The organism is Rhodococcus sp. 06-221-2 (assembly GCF_002258365.1).
GTDB lineage: Bacteria > Actinomycetota > Actinomycetes > Mycobacteriales > Mycobacteriaceae > Rhodococcoides > Rhodococcoides fascians.
This window is the reverse complement of the sequence record NZ_NOYJ01000031.1, coordinates 21510-42058: the sequence shown is the minus strand read 5'-3', so window position 1 is coordinate 42058 and position 20549 is coordinate 21510. Positions and strand designations below refer to the sequence as shown.

Here is a 20549-nt window from a genome sequence, read left to right as displayed (position 1 = left end):
CGAGATGTGCTGCACGAATGGATAGGACTCGACGGGTTCAACAAGCTCTCCGATCGACAGGCGATGCATGCACTGTTCGAGTGCTGCGCGTCCTCGATCTGGGCCCGTCGAGTCGCCCAGGGTAGACCGTTCGCCAGCCGAGACTCTTTGTTGGACAGAGCAGATCGGGTACTTGCCGAGCTGCCGGAGGCCGAGATAGATCATGCACTCGACGGCCATCCCCGGATCGGGGGCACTGCGGACAACCCGTCGTCGAAGCGTGAGCAGGCCGCAGTGACCACTGCGGGCACCGAAGTACGCGAGAAGTTGGCGGCGGGAAACCGCGCGTACGAGGACAAGTTCGGGCACGTGTATCTGGTGTGCGCGACCGGCAGGTCGGCCGAGGAGTTGCTCGCTATCCTCGAGGAGAGGCTCGACAACGATGCCGAAACCGAAAGACGGGTGCTCCGCGTGGAACTGGCCAAGATCAACCGAATTCGCCTCGGCCGCGTGCTGGGACCGACGCAGTGACCGGGCTGTCCACGCACGTGCTCGACGCCACGGCCGGCACACCGGCGGTCGGCATGCGCGTGCGGCTGTTCCATTCCGAACAGGGCGAGATATCGACAGCCACCACCGACGGAGACGGCCGCATCGGTGAGGTGATTCCCGGACCTGTCGAACCGGGCGTGTACCGGCTCTCGTTCGACACGGAATCGTATTTCGAGGCGACCTCGACCCCGAGCTTCTACCCCGAGGTGTCCGTCTCCTTCACCGTCATCGACCCCGACGCCCACTATCACGTGCCGTTGTTGTTGTCCCCCTTCGCATATTCGACCTATCGCGGGAGCTGACATGACCGACCTGACCGGAAAGATCGTTCTGGGAGCGAATCAGTACGGCAAAGCCGAGAACCGGGTGGTGCGGATCTATCGAGATTCTCCGCGGCACGAGATCCACGACATCAACGTATCGAGTGCGCTGCGTGGCGATTTCTCTGCCGCACACCTGGCCGGCGATCAGTCCGCCGTTCTGCCCACCGACACCCAGAAGCAGACCGCGTACGCGTATGCCAAGACCAAGGGTCTGCTCCACCTGGAGAGCTACGGGCTCGACCTCGCGCGTCACTACGTCGACGACGTCGAGCCCGTCGACGGTGCCCGTATCGAACTCGAGGAGTACGCCTGGGCGCGTGCGGTCGTCGACGGCGTCGAGCACGACCACACGTGGACCCGCAAGGGCGAGGAAATTCGCACCTCGGCCGTCACGGTCGAGGGTAAGGGCGAGGCGCAGCGAACCTGGGTCGTCAGCGGTTTCAAGGAGATGGTGATTCTCAAGTCGACGGGTTCGGAGTTCCACGGCTTCCTCGAGGACGATCTGACGATTCTCGAGCCCACGACCGACCGAGTGATGGCGACGTCGCTGACAGCGCAGTGGCGCTACACCACAACCGATGTCGAGTGGGATGCGGTGTACGCGGGCGTCAAGGCCGCGATGATCGAGCGATTCGCCAACCTGCAGTCGCTGGCTCTTCAGCAGACCCTGTACGCCATGGGCGAGGCGGCACTGGAGAAGTATCCGTTCATTGCCGAGATCTCGATGTCGGCCCCCAACAAGCACCACTTCGTCTACGACTTGGGCAAGTTCGGCATCGAGAACAACCTGGAGGTGTTCAACGCCGACGATCGGCCCTACGGTCTGATTCAGGCAACGGTCGAACGAGAGGACGCTCCGGACGCCGGAAGTGCTTGGCGCACATACTCCGTCGTCGGGTAACACATTGTGCTCACGTGTGCAGTGCCGCGGACCATTCCACCAGGGGGCTCAGAGCACGCCAGGCGTCGCGTACTTTCGTTGCTGCCTTGGGGCTTTCGAGCCACGCGGGTGAGCCGAAATGTTTGCCGGCAGTCAACGTCTTGTGCCGCAGCAGATCGATGCGCGGATGGTCGACCTCGTAGCCCCGCGGCTTGGTCTTGAGCGTGTCGCCGCCGATCTCGAACCCGGATTTCGTCAGCGTGGCCAGTAGCGCCTCGAGTTCGGCTCCGCGTACGTCGTCGTCGACGGTCTTGCGGAAACGCGCGATCGAGTCCGGGGAGCTGTTGTAGAAGCCGCCTGCGACGAACAATCCGGCGGGATCGATCTGGACGTAGTAGCCGAGGCTGTCGCCCCGTGCGACGAACCCGCCCTGGTGACTCTTGTACGGGGTCTTGTCTTTCGAGAATCGAACGTCCCGGTACGGCCGAAACAGTTTGGCGCTACCGAATTCGGGTTCCAGGTACGCCAGCAACGCGGTCATCGGTGCCTTGACGGCACTGTCGTAGACGTCCTTGTGTTCGTTCCACCAGAGTTTGCTGTTGTCGGCTTCGAGGTCTTCGTAGAAGTCCAGGGCGGTGAAGGGGATTCCGGTGAAGCCTGCAGTCATTTCCCCATTATGCAGCGCCGTGGGCCGACGCCCGAGGCATGGATTGCAGGGCGAGGTAGACATCCAGTCTGTCCGCAGTGGAGCCGAGATCTCGCCCCAACAGTTCCTCCACGCGTTTGATGCGATATCGGACGGTGTTGAGATGGACGTGCATCGACTCTGCGGTTCGATGCCAGGACCCTCCGTTGGCCAGAAACTCCCGCAGCGTGTCGGTCAGGTCGGCGTCGGTGCGTCGGTCGTGCTCGAGCAGCGGCGCGAGGACGTGCTCGACGAACGATTTTCGTACGTCGTCGGGAAGCGCCGACATCATCGATACTGCCGAGGTCGGCTTGGTGCCTGCGGTGACCGTCACCGCCGCGGATCCCTGCCTGCTGAGTTCGAGAGCGTGCCGAGCCGACCTCAGTGCGCCGTCGATGGTCAGCCCGGTGGCCACGGCGCTCACGCCCACATGTATTCGGCTGGGTCCGATTCCAGAGCGCAACCGGGACAGCCGAATGCGGATGGTCTGCGCGAACAGTGTGTCGTCGGTATTGACGACTGCGACGATGTCGCCGTGTGCGCTGCATCCGACACACCCACCGCCGAACGAGGTCAGGGTGTCACCGACGACGGATCGGAGCATCTCTCGCAGGTCGACGCGACCGCTGTGGGCAACTCTGACGACGACGAGCGGCCTGTCGGGGTCGACTCCTGCCTGGCGCAGCCTCGTCAGTGCCTCGAATCCGGTGCTGTCGTGTTCGATCAACGCCACCGCCTGATCTGCGATCTCACGCCGCACCAGCCGTCCTTCTTCACGCCGGGCACGATCGAGCGCGGCGATGGCTGCGAGTTGCCCGAACGCCTCGGAGACGTCGGGAGAGAACGAATCCATGTCTCCGGCCACAGCCAGGAACCATCGCGTGGTGCGCTGTACGAGCGATGGCCCGACGCCGAAGACACTGTAGGTCGATCCATCAGCGAGAACGGTTGTCGTAGGAAGCGTTTCGGACGAGAGTGCCGCGTGCGTCAAGGTGTCGACATCTGCGTCGGACAACGCAGATGCCTCGGTGACCAACCGACGCCCGGTGGCGGTGTAGATCAGACACGCCATTCCCGTTTCTCTGGAGATGTGCAGTGCCAGTTCGTCGAGGGCTCTGCCGTCGGCGACCGCGGTGAGCAACTGGCGTTGGCGCACGAGCGAATTGTTCAGCGAAGCAATCCGATCACCGGTGACCCGGCCGACGAGAAATTCGGTGACCTCACCGAACGACACCGTGTCGGGAACAGCGAGGAGCGGCAGACCGTGTCGCTCGCATGCGTCGACGAGATCGAGCGGAATGTGTCCGAGCAACCCCTCCCCCGCGGCCAATGCCGTCGCACCGGATTCGGCCACCGATCGAACGAACACTTCGCTGTCGTCGGGCGTGCGCCGCCATACGAGTCCGGTGATGACCAACTCGCCGCCCGCGATGTATCGGGACGGGTCGGGTAGGTCGGTGGTGAACGTCCACCGCAGGGTACGTCCGAGGGCGTCGCGATCGGAGGTGAGCAATCGGATGCCCAGGTGCGAGGCATCGAGTAGGTCTCCGACGTACATCGTTGAACCTCCCGCCTCGTGTGTTCGGCCGTGCCGGAGGCAAAGATAAGCGCGGGTTGTTTCCGCCGAGTTTCGGGCGTATCGCGTGAGCACCGAGATCGGTAACAGAAAGTCACTACAGTTCGAGAAGGCGCACCGGGCGGTGAATCCGGGCCGGCGAGAATGAGGTGAACGAAGCCATGGATCTCGGCACTGTCGATCGTGTTCTGCTTCCCCGCTCGCGTGCGGATCTGCCGCCGGGCAGCGCGGACGCCGCGGTAGTTGCGGGCGGCACGTGGCTGTTCTCGGAGAAACAGGACCACCTGACCACCCTGATCGACATCACGGCCCTGGGATGGGAGCCGTTGATCGTCGACGAGAACGGACTCGGGATCGCAGCGACGTGCACGATCGAGACTCTGGCTCGATTCGAGTCCGCCTTCCCCGCAACCACCTTGTTCCCTCGGTGTGCAGCCGCCCTGCTGGCCTCGTTCAAGATCTGGAAGACCGCCACTGTCGGCGGAAACGTAGCGCTCGCCCTGCCTGCAGGAGCCATGATTTCGTTGACTGCCGCCCTCGACGGCGTCGCAGAGGTGTGGTCGGCACACGGCCCCGAGCACGACTACCGTCTGCCGATCGACCAGCTGGTCGTCGGCCCCCAGACCACGGTGCTCCGACCCGGGGATGTGCTGCGCAGCATCGACGTTCCGCGGCACGCCCTCGAGTCGAGAACGGCGATGCGCACGCTGTCGCTCTCACCTCTCGGCCGATCGGCGGCGGTGGTGATCGGCCGCGTCGACCCCGACGGCACATTCGTGTTGACCGTCACCGCGTCGACCGTTCGTCCGTTCGTACTTCGGTTTTCGGCTGTACCGACGGCGCACGAGCTCGACGACGCCCTTGCCGACACTATCGGTCCGCAGCACTGGTACGACGATCCCCATGGTGCGCCGGATTGGCGTCGACACATCAGTTGCGCTGCGGCGCAGTCCATTCGTGAGGAGCTGTCATGATCGTCGACATCAACGGCGTACCGACCGAGGTTGCCGCGCGACCGGGTCAATGTCTGCGCACTTTGCTCCGCGAACACGACCGTTTCGAGGTCAAGAAGGGCTGCGACGCCGGTGACTGCGGCGCATGCACGGTCCTCGTCGACGGAGAACCGGTGCACTCGTGCATATTTCCCGCCTACCGCGCGGCCGACAGGTCCGTCACCACCGTGGCCGGGCTCGGCACCCCGGAGGATCTGCACCCGATGCAGCGCCGGTTCGTCGAGGCCGCCGGATTCCAATGCGGGTTCTGTACGGCCGGGATGGTCGTGACCGCGTCGACCCTGACCGCGGACGACAGGGACGAGCTGCCCTCGAGACTGAAGGGAAACCTGTGTCGCTGCACCGGGTATCGCGCCATCTCCGATGCCGTGTGCGGGGTGGTCAACACCGAGAAGGGGGCAGACGGTCCGGCATGCGGGCGTTCGCTCGAAGCCCCCGCGAGCACACGGGTAGTCACCGGAACCGAGCCGTACACGCTCGATCACTCCCCGCCCGGGCTGCTGCACGCCAGCGTTCTCGGAAGTCCGCATGCCCACGCGCGGATCGTCTCCATCGATACCACGGCCGCGGAACAGGTGCCGGGCGTGCAGCTGGTGCTCACCTCGAAAGACAGCCCGGCGGTGGCATTTTCCACAGCCAGACACGACAGCCGCGTCGACGACCCCGACGACACCCGGGTACTCGACACCGTCGTCCGGTTCATCGGCCAACGTGTGGCGATCGTGGTCGCGGAGTCGATCGCCGCCGCGCAGGAGGGCTGCCGCGCCCTCATCGTCGAGTACGAGGTGCTACCCGCCGTGTTCGACCCCGAGTCGGCACTCGCCCCGGACGCACCGAAGATCCACGGCGACAAGGATGCAGCGGCTCGGATCGCCGACCCGTCCCGAAACCTGGTGGCCGAACTGCACGGCAGCACCGGTGACGTCGACGCTGCAGTACGTGTTGCAGCAGCGGTGGCCACCGGGCGATGGACGACTCAGCGAATTCAGCACGTGCACTTGGAAACTCATGGCACCATCGGTTGGCTGGACGCCGACGGCCGGCTTCATCTGCGCACCAGCACCCAGGTTCCCTACCTGGTGCGCGACGAAATATGCGAGATCTTCGGCCTCCCCCGGGATCGTGTCCGCGTGTTCACCGCACGGGTGGGTGGCGGCTTCGGCGGCAAACAGGAACTACTGACCGAGGACGTCGTCGCGCTGGCCGTTCTGCGGACCGGTCGGCCGGTGCAGTTCGAGTTCACCCGCACGGACGAGTTCACGGTCGCACCGTGCCGACACCCGTTTCGCGTCGACGTCACCGCCGCCGCGAGCGCCGACGGCGTGTTGACCGCACTGTCGATCGACGTGCTGACCGACGCCGGGGCGTACGGCAATCACAGTGCCGGAGTGATGTTTCACGGGTGCGGCGAATCGGTGGCGATCTACCGGTGCGCCAACAAGCGGGTCGACGCGAAGACCGTGTACACCAACAACATTCCATCGGGTGCCTTCCGCGGCTACGGACTGGGGCAGGTCATGTTCGCGATCGAATCGGCCCTCGACGATCTCGCCCGAGAGCTCGATATCGACCCGTTCGAGTTCCGCCGCCGCAATGTCATCGTTCCCGGCGACGAGATCGTCGCCGCGCACCGCGAAGGCGACGACCTGCAATTCGGCAGCTACGGTCTCGATCAGTGCATCGACCTCGCCGAGAACGCCATCAGGCAAGGCAACGGCGAGCCTGCGCCGCCCGGCTGGAAGATCGGTGAAGGAATGGCGGTGGCCATGATCGCCACCATTCCGCCCCGTGGCCACCGCGCCGAGGCCACCGCGTCGCTGCTGCCCGAGGGCGGCTACGAGATACGCGTCGGAACAGCGGAGTTCGGAAACGGGACCACCACCGTCCACACCCAGATCGCGGCCAGCGAGCTGTGCACGTCGGTCGACCGCATCCGCGTCGTGCAGTCCGATACCGAGTCGGTCACCTACGACACCGGTGCGTTCGGCTCGGCGGGGACCGTCGTCGCAGGCAAGGCGCTCTACGCGGCGGTGCGCGGGTTGTCGGCCCGCATCGTCGAGGTCGCTGCCACCGCGACCGGGCACCGCCCTTCGAACTGCACGTTGGGGCCCGAGGGGGTGCGGTGCGGAGATCGCTTCGTCCCGTTGGACGACGTACTGGCATCGGCGGGCGGCACGTTGACGGCAAGCGGCAACAGCGGCGGACTCCCGCGATCACTGGCGTTCAACGTGCAGGCATTTCGGGTGGCGGTCGACGAAGCGACCGGTACGGTCGCGATCCTCCAGTCGGTGCAGAGCGCCGACGCAGGCACCGTGATGAACCCGCAGCAGTGCCGGGGCCAGGTCGAAGGCGGTGTCGCGCAGGCCATCGGCAGCGCACTGTACGAGGAGATGCGCACCGACGGTGCGGGGCGGATCACCACCGACTCCATTCGGAGTTATCACGTCCCCCAGTTCGCGGACATTCCACGAACCCAGGTGCTGTTCGCGGACACCTACGACCGATTGGGCCCGTTCGGCGCGAAGTCGATGAGCGAGTCACCGTACAACCCCGTCGCCCCCGCACTGGCCAACGCGATCCGTGACGCGGTGGGAGTGCGCTTGCACCACTTGCCCATGTCCTCGGACCGCGTCTGGCGAGCGGTCAACGATCGTAGAACGTCTGCAGAATGATCGTGCTGCGCGTCTGCACGTGCGCCGTGGCGCGAATTTCCTGCAGTAGATGTTCGAGGGCGCGCGGCGACTCGACGCGCACCATCAGGACGTAGCTCTCCTCGCCGGCAACCGAGTGACACGACTCGATGGCGGTCAGATGCTTCAGTCGTGCGGGGGCGTCGTCCGGCCGAGCCGGATCGATCGGAGTGATCGCGACGAACGCCGACAACGGACGCCCCAGAGCTTCGGGATCGACCTGCGCCGTATAACCGCGAATGACTCGTCGCGACTCCAGGCGTCGAACTCGCGACTGAACAGCCGACACGGACAGAGACGCCTTCTCTGCCAACGTCGCCAACGTCGCGCGGCCGTCCGAGATCAATTCGTCGACGATCAGGCGGTCGACGCGATCGAGGTTTTCACTCACGTGCGCAATCTAGCTCAGATCCCCGCCGATGCCCCTCTGCCCGCACGAGACATGACCCTCTGCTCACACGAACAGCGGGGGCAGCGCCAGAACCATGACCGCCGACCAGCTGACATGCGTCAGGATCGGTGCCAGAATTCCGCCCGATGCCCGACGTTGCAGCCCCATCACGTAACCGAGCAGCACGGCGGCGAAGCCGAGCATCGGGTTGCCGGACGCGAGGGTGGCGATGGTGTAGACGACTGTCGAGATGATCACCGGATGTTTGACTCCGATGGCTGAGTACAAGGCTCCTCGGAAGAAGATCTCCTCGGCGACACCGTTGAGCAACGCGATGAACACGATCAGTACCAGCGACCCCACTCGGGCGTGTGCGAGCACGTTCTCGGTGAAATCGGCGAGCGGCGGAATCTGACGGACGACGAGGCCGCCGAGCATGAACACGCCACCGACGGCGAGACCGATGAGGATGGGGGTGACGATCGGCCGCCGGATGGACCCGCCCACCTTGATCCGTCCGAGGTGCAGCGGCCCCGACAGACATCCACCGATGATCCACACTGCGGCCAACACGAGCGTCAATGCGTAGAACGACGGGTCACCCGGTTCCACCTTGAGCGATAAATACAGCACCGTCGCCCCGATCACCAGTGTGATCAGCACGATGATGCGCCGTTTCCTGAACGCCGCGTCGGACTCCCGGTGGTCTCGCTCGACAGGATCGACCAGAGCGGACTTCATCACGTTCAGCGCGGTCGTCGACCACGTTGCCATCATGCCTCCTCGGTATCGGTCAGTCGGCGCACGACCGACTTCGCGCGTCGGTTCACACTCGCAGCCACATCGAGGTTGGTACGCACTGCTGCTGCCACGGGCTTCGATGCCAGCAGTCGACGGCCGCCCAGAGCCTCGACCAGACCCCAGGTGCGGTCCGAGGACGCTGCCACGCCGTGCCGCCGGACGCCGAGCGCATCTCCGCCGCTCCATGCTGCGTCGGTGTTCGCCAGTCGCAGCGGGTCCTTCAGTGCACAGACCCCGGGCGGCTCGCCCACGGTTCCTCGCACGCTACGGGCCATGGCGTCTGCGATGGTGGTCAGACCACGGGGCGGATCAGGGACGAGATCCCGAATCCGGCTCTCCGACGTGGTCATCGTGTTGTGCAGTGAACCGACCAGATCCTCGGCGAGCCCGGCGGGCACAGGAATGATCTTTCCGATCACCTTGCCGGCGAGTGACGTCGGAACGAGCGGTACCGGTATCCCGATGCGCTGCAGCCCGGCGGCTTCGACGTAGGCGAACACCAGGTCGCGGTACGGCACCACGTCGGGGCCGCCGATGTCGTAGGAACCTGCTGGGACGGTGTCGGTATCGGCCGACGCCACCAGGTAGTGCAGTACGTCGTCGACTGCTATCGGTTGAACGGGCTCGGCGAGCCAGCTCGGCAACGGCAGCACCGGCAGGCGGTCCGCCAGATAGCGCAGCATCTCGTACGACGTGGAGCCGGCACCCATGACGATCGCCGCTCGCAACCACACCAGATCGATACCGTCCACCGTCAGCGCCTCACCGACGTCGGCGCGACTGGCCAGGTGCTCCGACAGGTGGGCGTCGTCGGGGACGAAGCCGCCCAGGTACACGATTCGACGCACTCCCGCTCGTGCGGCGGCCGCGGCGAACTGCTCGGCGGACGTCCGGTCCTGGGCACGGTAGTCGGCTTCGCCGATCGCGTGGACGAGGTAGTAGGCGACATCGATGTCGCCCGACTCTGCGAAGGCCGCGGCACAGGATTGTTCGTCAGTGACGTCGAGCGACACCGCGGTCACGGAATCGTAGAAGTCGAAAGTGCGCAGGTTCTTCGGAGTCCGAGACCCGACGACGACGTCCGTGTCGTCTGCCAACAGGGCCGCCACCAGCCGAGACCCGATGTACCCGCTGGCACCGGTGACGAGGACTCTCATGCGTCGAGGCTAACGGCAGTCGGGGCGTTGCGTCGGTATGGCATTGTCGCTCCTATGGCTCTCGTGTTGGCAGGTGTGGTCCTCCCCGACCCTCTCGGTACCGAAACGGTGCTTCGGCGAGGAGCCGCAGTGGCGCGGGCCGGTGCGAGCTGGATGTTCACCACGGCCGATTTCGCGCTTACCCTGCCCGGCAGAATCGAAGCACTGCTGAGCCGTATAGAGACATTGATGACACGAATCGACCATGTCATCGATTCGGCCGATGCCGTGGTTGCTCATGTACAACGGACGACCGGTGCCGCGGACACCGTGGTCGCGTCGGCATCGGCCGCCTCGCATACGGCGTTGGAGCTCATCGAGATGTTCGATCCCATCGCCAAGAAGTCCGAGCCCATGGCGCGACGCTTCGTCGACAACCTGTCCGACGCCGAGGTCGACGCAGCGATCGCCATGGTCGATCAGCTTCCCGGACTCCTCGACCACATGGAAGCTCTACTCCCCATCCTCGCGACCCTCGATACGGTCTCCCCCGAGATCCACGAGCTTCTCGGAGTGACGAAGGACGTCAGGCGCGCCGTCATCGGCATCCCCGGATTCAAGTTCTTCCGCAACCGGGGCGAGGACAAGTTGAACGACGAGATGGAAGACGAACAGCGGTAGTCGCTATTTGACGAACGCGAAATCTTCACCTGCGTGGAAACGGGCCAGGGTCTCCGAAATGGACCGCCGTGATGGCGGATGAAATGCGAACGCGTGCAATGCTGCTGCGACGTAGGCGATTTCGGGTGACTTGATGAAGCCGATCCCGCCCAGCGATTCGATGGCAGCCGCACTGCTGCGCACCAGTGCGTCACGAATCGCGATGCGGTTGAACAGCAACTTCACCGAGATGTCCTGTCCGCGTTCACCTTCGTCGAAGGCACGGGCCACGTTCTCGATTGCCGCCATGGACACCTCGAGTTCGGCCGCCGCTCGAACGTAGCCTTCGTAGTCACCCTTGTCCTGCTCGATCATCCGCTCGAGCAGAGAGGTCGCGGCGCCGATGTAGTTGGCGGAGATCAGCATCCCGAACCAGAGGTAGCCGGTCATCTCGTGCACGCCATCGGGATCGTCGTCCTTGTTGGGTAGGACGAGGCTTGCCGGTACTTCGACGTCTTCGAGCAACACTTCCTCGCTCTGCGCGCCGGCCAGAATGTCGGTGGTCCAGAACGGCTTCACACTCATACCCGGAAGGCCGGCCGGAATCAGCGCGACGGCGCGGTCACCGGAGTCGATCTCGACGCTGCAGGTCAGCAAATCCATCGAACGTGCCAGACTGCACGGCTTCTTGCTTCCGTTGACGATGTAGTTGTCGCCCTTCTTCACGGCGGTCATCGTCGGAATGAACACACTCCCGCCGGTGACGCCCTCGGAGAACCCGGAAGCGACGATCGCCTTCTGGTCGACCAATCCCTTGATCAATGCTCGGTCGTCGTCGGTGGCACCACGAGCGAATTCGGTCAGGGACGCGAGTGAGAGATGGTGCATCGTGGTTCCCGCGCCCAGAGAGGGTGAGCGAGACCCGATGGCCCTTTGCGCCCGAACCGCGTCGATGGCCGGAGCACCGAGACCACCCAGTTCGCCCGGGACCACCAAGCCGGTACCGCCGAATTCCCGAAACTTGTCGATCGCGTCCGAATCGCGGGATTCCAGTCGGTCCAGTGGGGTTGTGTCCAGATACTGCAGCAAACCCGGCATGTACTTCTCGAGCGTTTCTCTTTCGCGCACCATTAATCCAGTCACTGTTCATCTCCTTGTGTCACTAATCGATTGTGTGTCACTGATTGATTGGGGCGTCGTCCAATTTGTACCATCAGTCGACCTGGACAAATCAGTCGAATATCAGCATGGACAGCGGTAAAGCAGGTGAATTCGCGCTGGACCCCGACAATACCCCGCCACCTGCGGCGATAAACTAAAGGTCTCGTAAAGTTTGCCCATCGAAAGAAACCGAAGTTATTTTTCGGGGCGTATTTACCAACCGATTTCCGTCGCACGAGCATCTTTTGAAACGCTGAATATTCTTCTGCCGAATACCAATCGCCAGCGCCGCCCGCTCCGAATGAACTCATGAATTCGCGACAATCCACAATCGACTCTGTGAGGAGTTCTGGTACACGATGGTTGTCAACAGATTGATGAAACGACTCGGCGGAGACGAGCGCGTGGATTTGCTGCGCGCTGTTCGAGACGCCGATGTGGTCCCGTACTTCCGCAAGATGGAATCGGCCGTTGCCCCGGTCGTTCGCGTCGAGGGCCGGGACAAAATCATGCTCGGATCCAACAATTACCTCGGCATTGCCGACCATCCCAAGGTTGTCGAGGGTGCCCAGCACGCGCTCGACACATTCGGCAGCGCAGTCACTGGGAGTCGTTTGCTCAACGGCACTCTGGACCTCCACCTCGAACTCGAGCACGAGATCGCCCAGTGGCACGGAACGGACGACGCACTCGTCTTCACCACGGGCTACCAGACGAACCTCGGAACGATCAGTGCGATCGTCGGCCCCGGTGACACGGTGATCGTCGATTCGGCGGCCCACGCATCGATCCGCGACGGCAGCACTCTCTCGGGCGCGTCGGTGGTCAAGTTCAAGCACAACGACATGGCCGATCTCGAAGCCAAACTCCAGCAACCCGTCGTCGACGACGGAGCCGTGCTGGTGATCGTCGACGGTCTGTACTCCATGGAGGGCGACCTGGCACCGCTCGACGTCGTCTCCGAGCTGTGTATCCGCTATCACGCAGCGCTGATGGTCGACGAAGCCCACAGCCTCGGTGTCTACGGGCCCGAACTCACCGGAGCGGCAGAGCTGTTCGGCATCACCAAGGACGTCGACGTCACGATGGCGTCACTGTCGAAGAGCCCCAGTTCCACCGGCGGGTTCGTGACCGGCTCGAGCGACTTGATCGACACCCTCCGGGTCAAGGCCCGCGCCTTCCTGTTCACGACCTCCGGTGTGCCTGCTGCGGTGGGTGCCGCATTGGCTTCCGTCCGCCTGATCCGAAGCGACGAGGGCAAGGATCGGGCTCGGCGCGTACTCGACAACGCCGAGATCCTGCGCGGCGGACTGCAATCGGCCGGCCTCGACGTGGCAGGTCGCTCGTCCACACCCCACGGCGATACGGCCGCCCCCATCGTCTCACTCCACATCGGCGACGACCTCGTGGCCATGAGTCTGTGGAAGAACCTCTACGACCGTGGCATCTTCACCAGCGCTGCCTTGCATCCCGCCGTGCCGAAATCCGGTGCCATACTTCGCCTGTGCGTGATGGCAACGCACACCGAACAACACCTGTCGACCGCCACGGAACAGATCATCGAGGCCGTAGCGGAGCTGCCCTCATGAGTGAGCGCCACCGCGGCGTGCGTATCGCGGTCACAGGAGCCACCAGTGACTTCGCGGCCGCGATTCTCCCGAGGCTGTTCGAGGATCCCGAGGTGGACGCGGTCGTCGGGATAGCCCGTCGCCCAGCCCGAATCACGCACCCGAAGTTCACCTCGCTCCGCTCGGACATTCGCTCTCCCGACCTCGAGGAGACGTTCGCCGAGTGCGACGTCGTGCTGCACTTGGCGTTCGTGGTCGAGGAGCTCAAAGACAAGACCGAGACCCACGACATCAACCTGCGCGGGTCACGCAACGTCATCGATTCCGCATACCGAGCGGGGGTGTCACGCGTGGTGATCGCCTCGAGCATCAATGCGTACGGTGCCGACATCGCTCCGGAGCCGCTCACCGAGAACAGTTATCCAGCAGGCGATCCCAATCGCTATTACTTCTACGACAAAGCCGAGGTGGAACATTACGCGGAGTGGTGGCTGCGTAGGCACCCCGGTGAGATGACCATCTCCATGTTGCGGTGCACGTACATCGTCGGACCCGACTTCGCCAACGACGGGATCGACCAGTTCACCGGGCCGATCGGCGCGTTCCCGGAAGCGGATCGGGCCTCGTATCAATTCTTGTTCCAGGACGACATGGCCGACGCCTTCCACCGCGCGGCCAAGACCGACCTCGTCGGTCCGTACAACCTGGGTCCGGTGGACTGGGTCGGCGTGCGCGAACTCGCTGCGATGCAGGGCCAGTTGATGTTCGACGTTCCACAGAAAGCGGCGACGCGTATCGCGAACATCGCCTTCGCCCTCGGCCTCACGCCGTTCTCCGGGCAGTGGGTCACGCCCGGAGAGCCCATCGTCGATTCGACCGCGCTCGGTGCTGCCACCGGTTGGGCACCCACCCTCACCTCCCATGAGGCTGCCGCCGTGATGATTCTGCTGCAGGGCAAGTCGCTGCTGAGGAGTCAGGACGCCCTCGAACGCGACCTCGCCTGCGAGGCAGCGTTGCGGCCGGCCTCCGACGCGGTCGCGCTCGCCCGCGCAGACGTCGCCGGCCTCGATATCGTGCACCGGCAGCTCGACATCGCCGGCGGGCGAGTGCACATCGAAGTACACCGATCGGCGACAGCCACCGACCAGTCGGTGGTGCTGGTTGCCGATACCGGTCTGCATGCCCGCTACCTGACACCCCTGGCCGAAGAGATCGCACGGGCAGGCGTCGACGTAGTGGTATTGGATCTCCCCGGCCACGGCCTGAGCACCGGGCTGCGCGGCCGATCATCGGCCACCCAGACCGTCGACGCTGTCGACGCCGCACTGCGCTTCGCTCGCACGCACCTCGACACCGCCCCGGTGGCGCTCCGCAGCGGAGTCCGGCACGCGACCGACACCGTGGTCGGCGGCGTGCGCCGGCGCGCAACCGGGTGGACGACACTGGAGGAACCGATGTGCCCCGACGGGCTGTTGCCTTCTCGAGTTCGCGTGGACGGTACAGCTGCGCTTCCGTTCGTGTCCACTGCGGCGGACGCTCTGGCCTACTGCGCCAGGACGATCGGACTCAGCGCCACCAGCTGAACCTGCTGCGAACGCGCGCGAACCACGATGCACCGTCGTGGTCCGCCGCCGAGGGCCGGCCCGACGTCACAGCCGACTCCGCGTCGTGCTGTCTTTCCAATCGGTCGACCTCGGTTCGATTGGTACGCCACCGGGACACCCATGTCTCGACATCCACGGGGCCGAGCGGCACGATCGGCGGGGTAGGAAAGCGAATCCACTCGACGATGCGAGCGTTGAGCTCGTCCAACACGTCTCGTACGGACTCCTCGCGCCGGAGACCGATCAACGTAGAGGGCAGCCGCTCGATCTCTTTGCGCAGGGCCAACGCCGTGGGCAAGAGCGCATCGACCGGCAGGTTCTCTCGCCTCAGATAGCCGCGAACCCACCACAGTTCGTCGTCGGGATCGCCCATCGGGATGGGTTTGCCGGTGCCGTCGAGTCCTTCGAATGCACCGGCGTCCTGCGCCTCGCGGATCTGTTTGTCGACCCAGGACTCGAACGTGACTCCTGGCTTCTTGCGTTCGGTCACTCCATCGACTGTAGAACCGGCCCCGGGTGTTCGCCAGGTGCGCCCGAGACGAGCGAGCCCCGATCCCATGCAGGGGTCGGGGCTCGCTCAAATGCGTCGGCTCAGCCGTATTCGGCGACCAAGCGGTCGAACTCGTCACGGTCGATCACCTGAGGCTCGTTGATGGCCAGCGCCTGGGCGTACTTGCTCGCCAGGTGGTAATCCCGGCCGAGTGGACCGTGCTCGGCGTCGTCCTCGTCCGATTGGATGCTTGCACCCGGCGGCACCTCGTTCTGCAGGCCGTTCGTCTTGCTGCCGAGCAGTGCGTCGAGTTTCGCGGAAATCTTCTGCATGATCTCTTGGTCGTCGGTCATGGCCACCGGGTACCCGAATCGGGCGAAACGACACCGCAGCGCACGAGCTTCGCGCTCCGGGGTTACCTGTCGGTGCCTCGGGGCATGATGGTGGGATGGCCACGCACAGTATCGGCACCGACATCATGGAGAAGCTGTCGCGGCCGACTCGCGAGTGGTTCAACGGCGCATTTCCGGCTCCCACGTCGGCGCAGCTCGGTGCGTGGTCGTCCATTTCCAGCGGATCGCACACCCTGGTGGTCGCGCCGACCGGCTCGGGCAAAACGCTGTCGGCGTTCCTGTGGGCCCTCGACGAGCTGGCCCAGCTGGGTGCGGACAGCACCCGCAAGACCAAGGTGCTCTACATATCGCCGCTCAAGGCTCTGGCAGTGGACGTCGAGCGCAACCTGCGAGCTCCGTTGGTCGGCATCACCCAGACAGCCAAGCGTCTCGGTCTGAACCCGCCGGAGATTTCCGTCGGAGTCCGCTCGGGCGACACCAGCGCTGCCGATCGCCGGACCATGATCAAGACTCCGCCGGACATTCTGATCACCACTCCCGAGTCTCTGTTCCTCATGCTCACCTCTGCGGCGCGGGACATCCTGGCCGAGGTCGATACGGTGATCGTCGACGAGGTGCACGCCGTGGCAGGCACGAAGCGTGGCGCGCACCTCGCGGTGTCCCTCGAGCGCCTCGACGCGATGCTGGACAAGCCCGCGCAACGCATCGGCCTGTCCGCGACGGTGCGCCCCCACGAGGAAGTGGGCCGATTCCTCGCCGGTGCCGCCCCCATCGAGATCGTCGCCCCACCCGCACCGAAGACTTTCGACCTGACGGTTCAGGTGCCCGTGGAGGACATGACCGAACTCGGCGTCACCGACCCGAATGCGGACACCTCCGCCGCTCCCCCGGCTCAGGGATCGATCTGGCCGCACGTCGAGGAGAAGATGGTCGATCTCATCCTCGAGCACAAATCGTGCATCGTCTTCGCCAACTCGCGCCGGCTCGCGGAACGACTCACCGCGCGGCTCAACGAGGTGTACGCCGAACGTATCGGCGGCGGAGTCGATACCGAGCACAAACCACCATCTCAGGTGGGCACCGCATCCGACGTCAACCACGGTGCCGATCCTCTGCTGGCACGGGCCCACCACGGCAGCGTCAGCAAGGATCAGCGCGCGCTGATCGAAGACGATCTGAAGACCGGTCGTCTGCGCTGCGTTGTGGCCACCAGCAGCCTGGAGCTCGGAATCGACATGGGCGCAGTCGATCTGGTGGTCCAGGTCGAGGCACCGCCGTCGGTGGCCAGTGGCCTGCAGCGCGTCGGTCGCGCCGGCCACCAGGTGGGCGAGATCTCCAAGGGCGTGCTGTTCCCCAAGCACCGCACCGATCTCATCCATTGCGCGGTCACCGTCGAACGCATGATGTCGGGCAAGATCGAGGCCCTCTTCGTCCCGGCCAATCCCCTCGACGTCCTCGCCCAGCAGACCGTCGCGGCGTGCGCACTCGAACCCATCGACGCCGAGGACTGGTTCGAATCCGTCCGTCGCACCGGCAGTTTCGCCACCCTGCCCAGGTCTGCCTACGAGTCGACACTCGACCTGCTCTCGGGCCGTTACCCGTCGGACGAGTTCGCCGAACTACGGCCACGGCTCGTGTGGGACCGCGACGCCAACACTCTCACCGGCCGTCCCGGGTCGCAGCGACTGGCCGTCACGTCCGGCGGCACCATCCCCGACCGCGGTTTGTTCACCGTCTACATGGTGGGCGAAAAGCAGTCTCGGGTAGGCGAACTCGACGAGGAGATGGTCTACGAATCGCGAGTGGGCGACGTGTTCGCACTCGGTGCCACCAGCTGGCGCATCGAAGAGATCACACACGACCGGGTGTTGGTCAGTCCCGCATACGGCCAACCGGGCAGGCTGCCGTTCTGGCACGGCGACGGCCTCGGTCGACCGGCCGAATTGGGCCGGGCCCTGGGCGAGTTTCTGCGGAGCACCACCGACCGCAGCAACCTGGCCGAGCGGCTGAGCACCGACGGTCTCGACGCCAACGCAGTCAACAACCTGATCGCTTTGCTCGACGAACAACTCGAGGCCACCGGCCAGCTCCCCACCGACAAGACGATGATCGTCGAGCGATTTCGCGACGAACTCGGCGACTGGCGATTGGTGCTGCACTCCACCTACGGTCAGCAGGTACACGCGCCGTGGGCCCTCGCGGTCGGCGCGAGGCTGATCGAGCGATACGGCATCGACGCCGCCCCCACCGCATCCGACGACGGCATCATCGTCCGGCTTCCCGATACCGACGACCAGCCGCCCGGCGCGGAACTGTTCGTGTTCGAGCGTGACGAGATCGCCGACATCGTCACCGAGCAGGTCGGCGGATCGGCATTGTTCGCGTCGAGATTTCGCGAATGTGCGGCTCGCGCACTGCTTCTGCCCCGCCGCAACCCCGGCAAGCGGGCACCGCTGTGGCAACAACGGCAGCGTTCGGCACAGCTGCTCGACGTGGCTCGCAAATACCCCACGTTCCCGATCCTGCTCGAAACCGTGCGCGAATGCCTGCAAGACGTCTACGACCTCCCCGCCCTCGAGGACATCCTGGCCCGCATCGGCCGACGCCAGATCAGGATCGTCGACGTCGAGACGCCGTCACCGTCACCGTTCGCGAATTCGTTGCTGTTCAACTACGTCGGCGCTTTCATGTACGAGGGCGACAGCCCGCTCGCCGAACGGCGGGCCGCCGCACTGTCTCTCGATTCGGCGCTGCTGGCCGAGTTGCTGGGACGCGTCGAGCTGCGAGAGTTGCTGGACGACAGCGTCATCACCACCACCGAGCTCGAGTTGCAGCGACTGCCCGAGGACAGACACGCCAAGGACATCGAGGGTGTTGCGGATCTGCTGCGGCTGCTCGGTCCGCTGACCGCCGCGGAAGTCGGACAGCGCACCAACGGCGACGAATATCCGCAGTGGCTCGCCGAGTTGGCCGATGCAAAGCGGGCAATGGAAGTTTCGTTCGCCGGCCAGAACTGGTGGACGGCCATCGAGGACGCGGCTCGCTTGCGCGACGCACTCGGTGTTCCGCTACCGATCGGCACTCCCGCCGCGTTCATCGAGCCCGTCGACGACCCACTCGTCGACCTGATCAGCCGGTACGCCCGAACCCACGGTCCGTTCACCCTCGACGACGCAGCCGCGCGGTTCGGCGTCGGTACCGCCGTGGTGCGTGACGTCCTGCGCCGACTGGCCGTGGACAAACGCGTCGTCGAGGGCGAATTCCGTCCCGGTGCAACGGGCAGTGAATGGTGCGACGCCGAGGTTCTTCGGCGATTGCGGCGGCGATCTTTGGCGGCGGCACGGCAGGAAGTCGAACCCGTGTCCACCGCCACGCTCGGCCGCTTCCTGCCGGCGTGGCAGCACGTGGACAGTCGCCGGTTGAGCGGCATCGACGGTGTCGCAACGGTCATCGAACAGCTTGCGGGCGTGCCCGTTCCGGCGTCGGCGTGGGAATCTCTCGTGCTCGCCTCCCGGGTGAGCGACTACAGCCCCGCCATGCTCGACGAGTTGACCTCGACCGGCGAGGTGTTGTGGGCGGGGCACGGTGCAATCTCGTCCAAAGACGGCTGGGTGAGCCTGCATATGGCCGATACCGCGCCACTGACCCTGGTGCCTGCCGCCGAATCCGACCTGTCGGAGTTGCAGATTCGAATTCAGGACGCCGTCGCGGGCGGCGGTGCGTACTTCTTCCGGCAGCTCTCGGACACCGTCGGCAGCACCGACGACACCGCTCTGCAGGCTGCGCTCTGGGAGCTGGTGTGGGCCGGACGGCTCAGCAACGACACGTTCGCGCCACTGCGGGCTCTGTTGAACTCGACGGCCACCCGCTCCGCCCCGAGTCATCGATCACCGCGTCGAACCCCGCGCCTGCGTTCCTACCGTCAATTCGAGCGGCCGTCCCTGCCCACCCGCACCGGCCCACCGACGGCCGGCGGTCGGTGGTCGCGGTTGCCCGAACTCGAACCGGACCTCACCGTCCGCGCTCACGCGACCGCAGACGTACTCCTCGAACGCTACGGCGTGGTGACGCGTGGTTCGGTCATGAACGAAGGTGTCCCCGGCGGGTTCGCCACGATGTACAAGGTGCTGACGGGGTTCGAGGATTCCGGTCGCTGCCGACGCGGATACTTCGTCGATTCGCTCGGCGGCGCTCAGTTCTCCACCTCCGACGTCGTCGACCGTTTGCGCAGCTACGACGAACCGAAGAAGAACGCCACTGCCGTGGTGCTCGCGTCCTGCGATCCGGCGAACCCGTACGGCGGTGCACTGCCCTGGCCGAAGGCCGGCGGCGAAGACACCGACGACACGACGAAGCACCGGCCGGGTCGCAAGGCGGGAGCGCTGGTCGTACTCGTTCGTGGGGAGTTGACGATGTTCGTCGAACGTGGCGGAAAGTCGGTGCTGACCTTCGGCGACAACACCGAGGACATCGCTTCTGCAGCAACGGCATTGGCGACCACGGTCAAGCGCGGCGGGGTGGACAAGTTACTGGTCGAACGGATCAACGGTCACGACATCCACGGCACGGACTTCTCCAAGACGTTGACCGCGGCCGGTTTCTCGGCGACTCCCCGCGGACTACGCCTGCGGCGCTGAGGCACCGCACCACTGACGAAGAAGAGAACCGAAGAACGAGAGAGGACGTA

General features: G+C 65.0%; 17 protein-coding genes. 9 read left to right on the top strand and 8 right to left on the bottom strand.

The window, feature by feature from the left end; all coding sequences use genetic code 11:
* The first annotated feature begins 6 nt into the window (after nt 1-6).
* Genes uraD through pucL form a run of 3 tightly spaced genes read left to right on the top strand, consistent with a single transcriptional unit; the run spans nt 7 to nt 1755 of the window.
* Nucleotides 7-510, top strand: a complete 504-nt coding sequence (gene uraD / locus CH281_RS19210; RefSeq protein WP_027496461.1) for a 2-oxo-4-hydroxy-4-carboxy-5-ureidoimidazoline decarboxylase — start codon at nt 7-9, stop codon at nt 508-510.
* Complete coding sequence (uraH, locus tag CH281_RS19205) at nt 507-833, top strand: hydroxyisourate hydrolase (protein ID WP_032372721.1); 327 nt, start codon at nt 507-509, stop codon at nt 831-833. Before uraD ends, uraH begins: the two co-directional genes overlap by 4 nt.
* Nucleotide 834: 1 nt before the next feature.
* Entirely contained in the window at nt 835-1755 is a 921-nt protein-coding gene (pucL, locus tag CH281_RS19200) for a factor-independent urate hydroxylase (RefSeq protein WP_032408087.1), read from the top strand.
* Nucleotides 1756-1765: 10 nt separating this feature from the next.
* On the opposite strand, the gene CH281_RS19195 is transcribed toward pucL, so the two are convergent.
* Both CH281_RS19195 and CH281_RS19190 read right to left on the bottom strand, forming a co-directional pair.
* Entirely contained in the window at nt 1766-2401 is a 636-nt protein-coding gene (locus tag CH281_RS19195; protein ID WP_032372722.1) for a DUF2461 domain-containing protein, read from the bottom strand.
* Between the two features lie 7 nt (nt 2402-2408).
* On the bottom strand, nt 2409-3977 hold the full coding sequence (locus tag CH281_RS19190) for a PucR family transcriptional regulator (protein WP_027496457.1): 1569 nt from the start codon (nt 3975-3977) through the stop codon (nt 2409-2411).
* Nucleotides 3978-4156: 179 nt separating this feature from the next.
* Between CH281_RS19190 and CH281_RS19185 the strand changes: the two genes are divergently transcribed.
* Nucleotides 4157-4969: an FAD binding domain-containing protein gene (locus CH281_RS19185; protein ID WP_032401223.1), complete on the top strand. Its 813-nt coding sequence runs from the start codon at nt 4157-4159 to the stop codon at nt 4967-4969.
* A complete protein-coding gene (locus CH281_RS19180; protein ID WP_094695380.1) occupies nt 4966-7680 on the top strand; it encodes a molybdopterin-dependent oxidoreductase in 2715 nt (904 codons plus the stop codon). The genes CH281_RS19185 and CH281_RS19180 overlap by 4 nt, the downstream gene beginning before the upstream one ends.
* On the opposite strand, the gene CH281_RS19175 is transcribed toward CH281_RS19180, so the two are convergent.
* From CH281_RS19175 to CH281_RS19165, 3 genes are all read right to left on the bottom strand, one after another.
* Nucleotides 7652-8089 (bottom strand): Lrp/AsnC family transcriptional regulator, encoded by a 438-nt coding sequence (locus CH281_RS19175; protein ID WP_027496454.1) that lies wholly within the window; start codon nt 8087-8089, stop codon nt 7652-7654. The genes CH281_RS19180 and CH281_RS19175 overlap by 29 nt on opposite strands.
* Nucleotides 8090-8152: 63 nt before the next feature.
* On the bottom strand, nt 8153-8863 hold the full coding sequence (locus CH281_RS19170; RefSeq protein WP_094695379.1) for a CPBP family intramembrane glutamic endopeptidase: 711 nt from the start codon (nt 8861-8863) through the stop codon (nt 8153-8155).
* Nucleotides 8863-10047, bottom strand: a complete 1185-nt coding sequence (locus CH281_RS19165; RefSeq protein WP_027496452.1) for an NAD(P)H-binding protein — start codon at nt 10045-10047, stop codon at nt 8863-8865. Before CH281_RS19165 ends, CH281_RS19170 begins: the two co-directional genes overlap by 1 nt.
* Before the next feature lie 54 nt (nt 10048-10101).
* Between CH281_RS19165 and CH281_RS19160 the strand changes: the two genes are divergently transcribed.
* A complete protein-coding gene (locus tag CH281_RS19160; RefSeq protein WP_094695378.1) occupies nt 10102-10707 on the top strand; it encodes a ribulose 1,5-bisphosphate carboxylase large subunit in 606 nt (201 codons plus the stop codon).
* Between the two features lie 3 nt (nt 10708-10710).
* On the opposite strand, the gene CH281_RS19155 is transcribed toward CH281_RS19160, so the two are convergent.
* Complete coding sequence (locus tag CH281_RS19155; RefSeq protein WP_032366661.1) at nt 10711-11829, bottom strand: acyl-CoA dehydrogenase family protein; 1119 nt, start codon at nt 11827-11829, stop codon at nt 10711-10713.
* Between the two features lie 377 nt (nt 11830-12206).
* Here CH281_RS19155 and CH281_RS19150 point away from each other — a divergent pair, with 377 nt between their 5' ends.
* Nucleotides 12207-13436: an aminotransferase class I/II-fold pyridoxal phosphate-dependent enzyme gene (locus CH281_RS19150; protein WP_032366662.1), complete on the top strand. Its 1230-nt coding sequence runs from the start codon at nt 12207-12209 to the stop codon at nt 13434-13436.
* Nucleotides 13433-14998, top strand: a complete 1566-nt coding sequence (locus CH281_RS19145; RefSeq protein ID WP_027496448.1) for an NAD-dependent epimerase/dehydratase family protein — start codon at nt 13433-13435, stop codon at nt 14996-14998. The genes CH281_RS19150 and CH281_RS19145 overlap by 4 nt, the downstream gene beginning before the upstream one ends.
* On the opposite strand, the gene CH281_RS19140 is transcribed toward CH281_RS19145, so the two are convergent.
* Together CH281_RS19140 and CH281_RS19135 are read right to left on the bottom strand one after the other, a co-directional pair.
* Nucleotides 14982-15509, bottom strand: a complete 528-nt coding sequence (locus tag CH281_RS19140; RefSeq protein WP_027496447.1) for a J-domain-containing protein — start codon at nt 15507-15509, stop codon at nt 14982-14984. The two genes, CH281_RS19145 and CH281_RS19140, sit on opposite strands and share 17 nt — an antisense overlap.
* A 101-nt stretch (nt 15510-15610) precedes the next feature.
* Complete coding sequence (locus CH281_RS19135) at nt 15611-15862, bottom strand: hypothetical protein (RefSeq protein WP_027496446.1); 252 nt, start codon at nt 15860-15862, stop codon at nt 15611-15613.
* Nucleotides 15863-15957: 95 nt separating this feature from the next.
* Between CH281_RS19135 and CH281_RS19130 the strand changes: the two genes are divergently transcribed.
* Nucleotides 15958-20499 (top strand): ATP-dependent helicase, encoded by a 4542-nt coding sequence (locus CH281_RS19130; protein ID WP_094695377.1) that lies wholly within the window; start codon nt 15958-15960, stop codon nt 20497-20499.
* Nucleotides 20500-20549 lie beyond the last annotated feature (50 nt).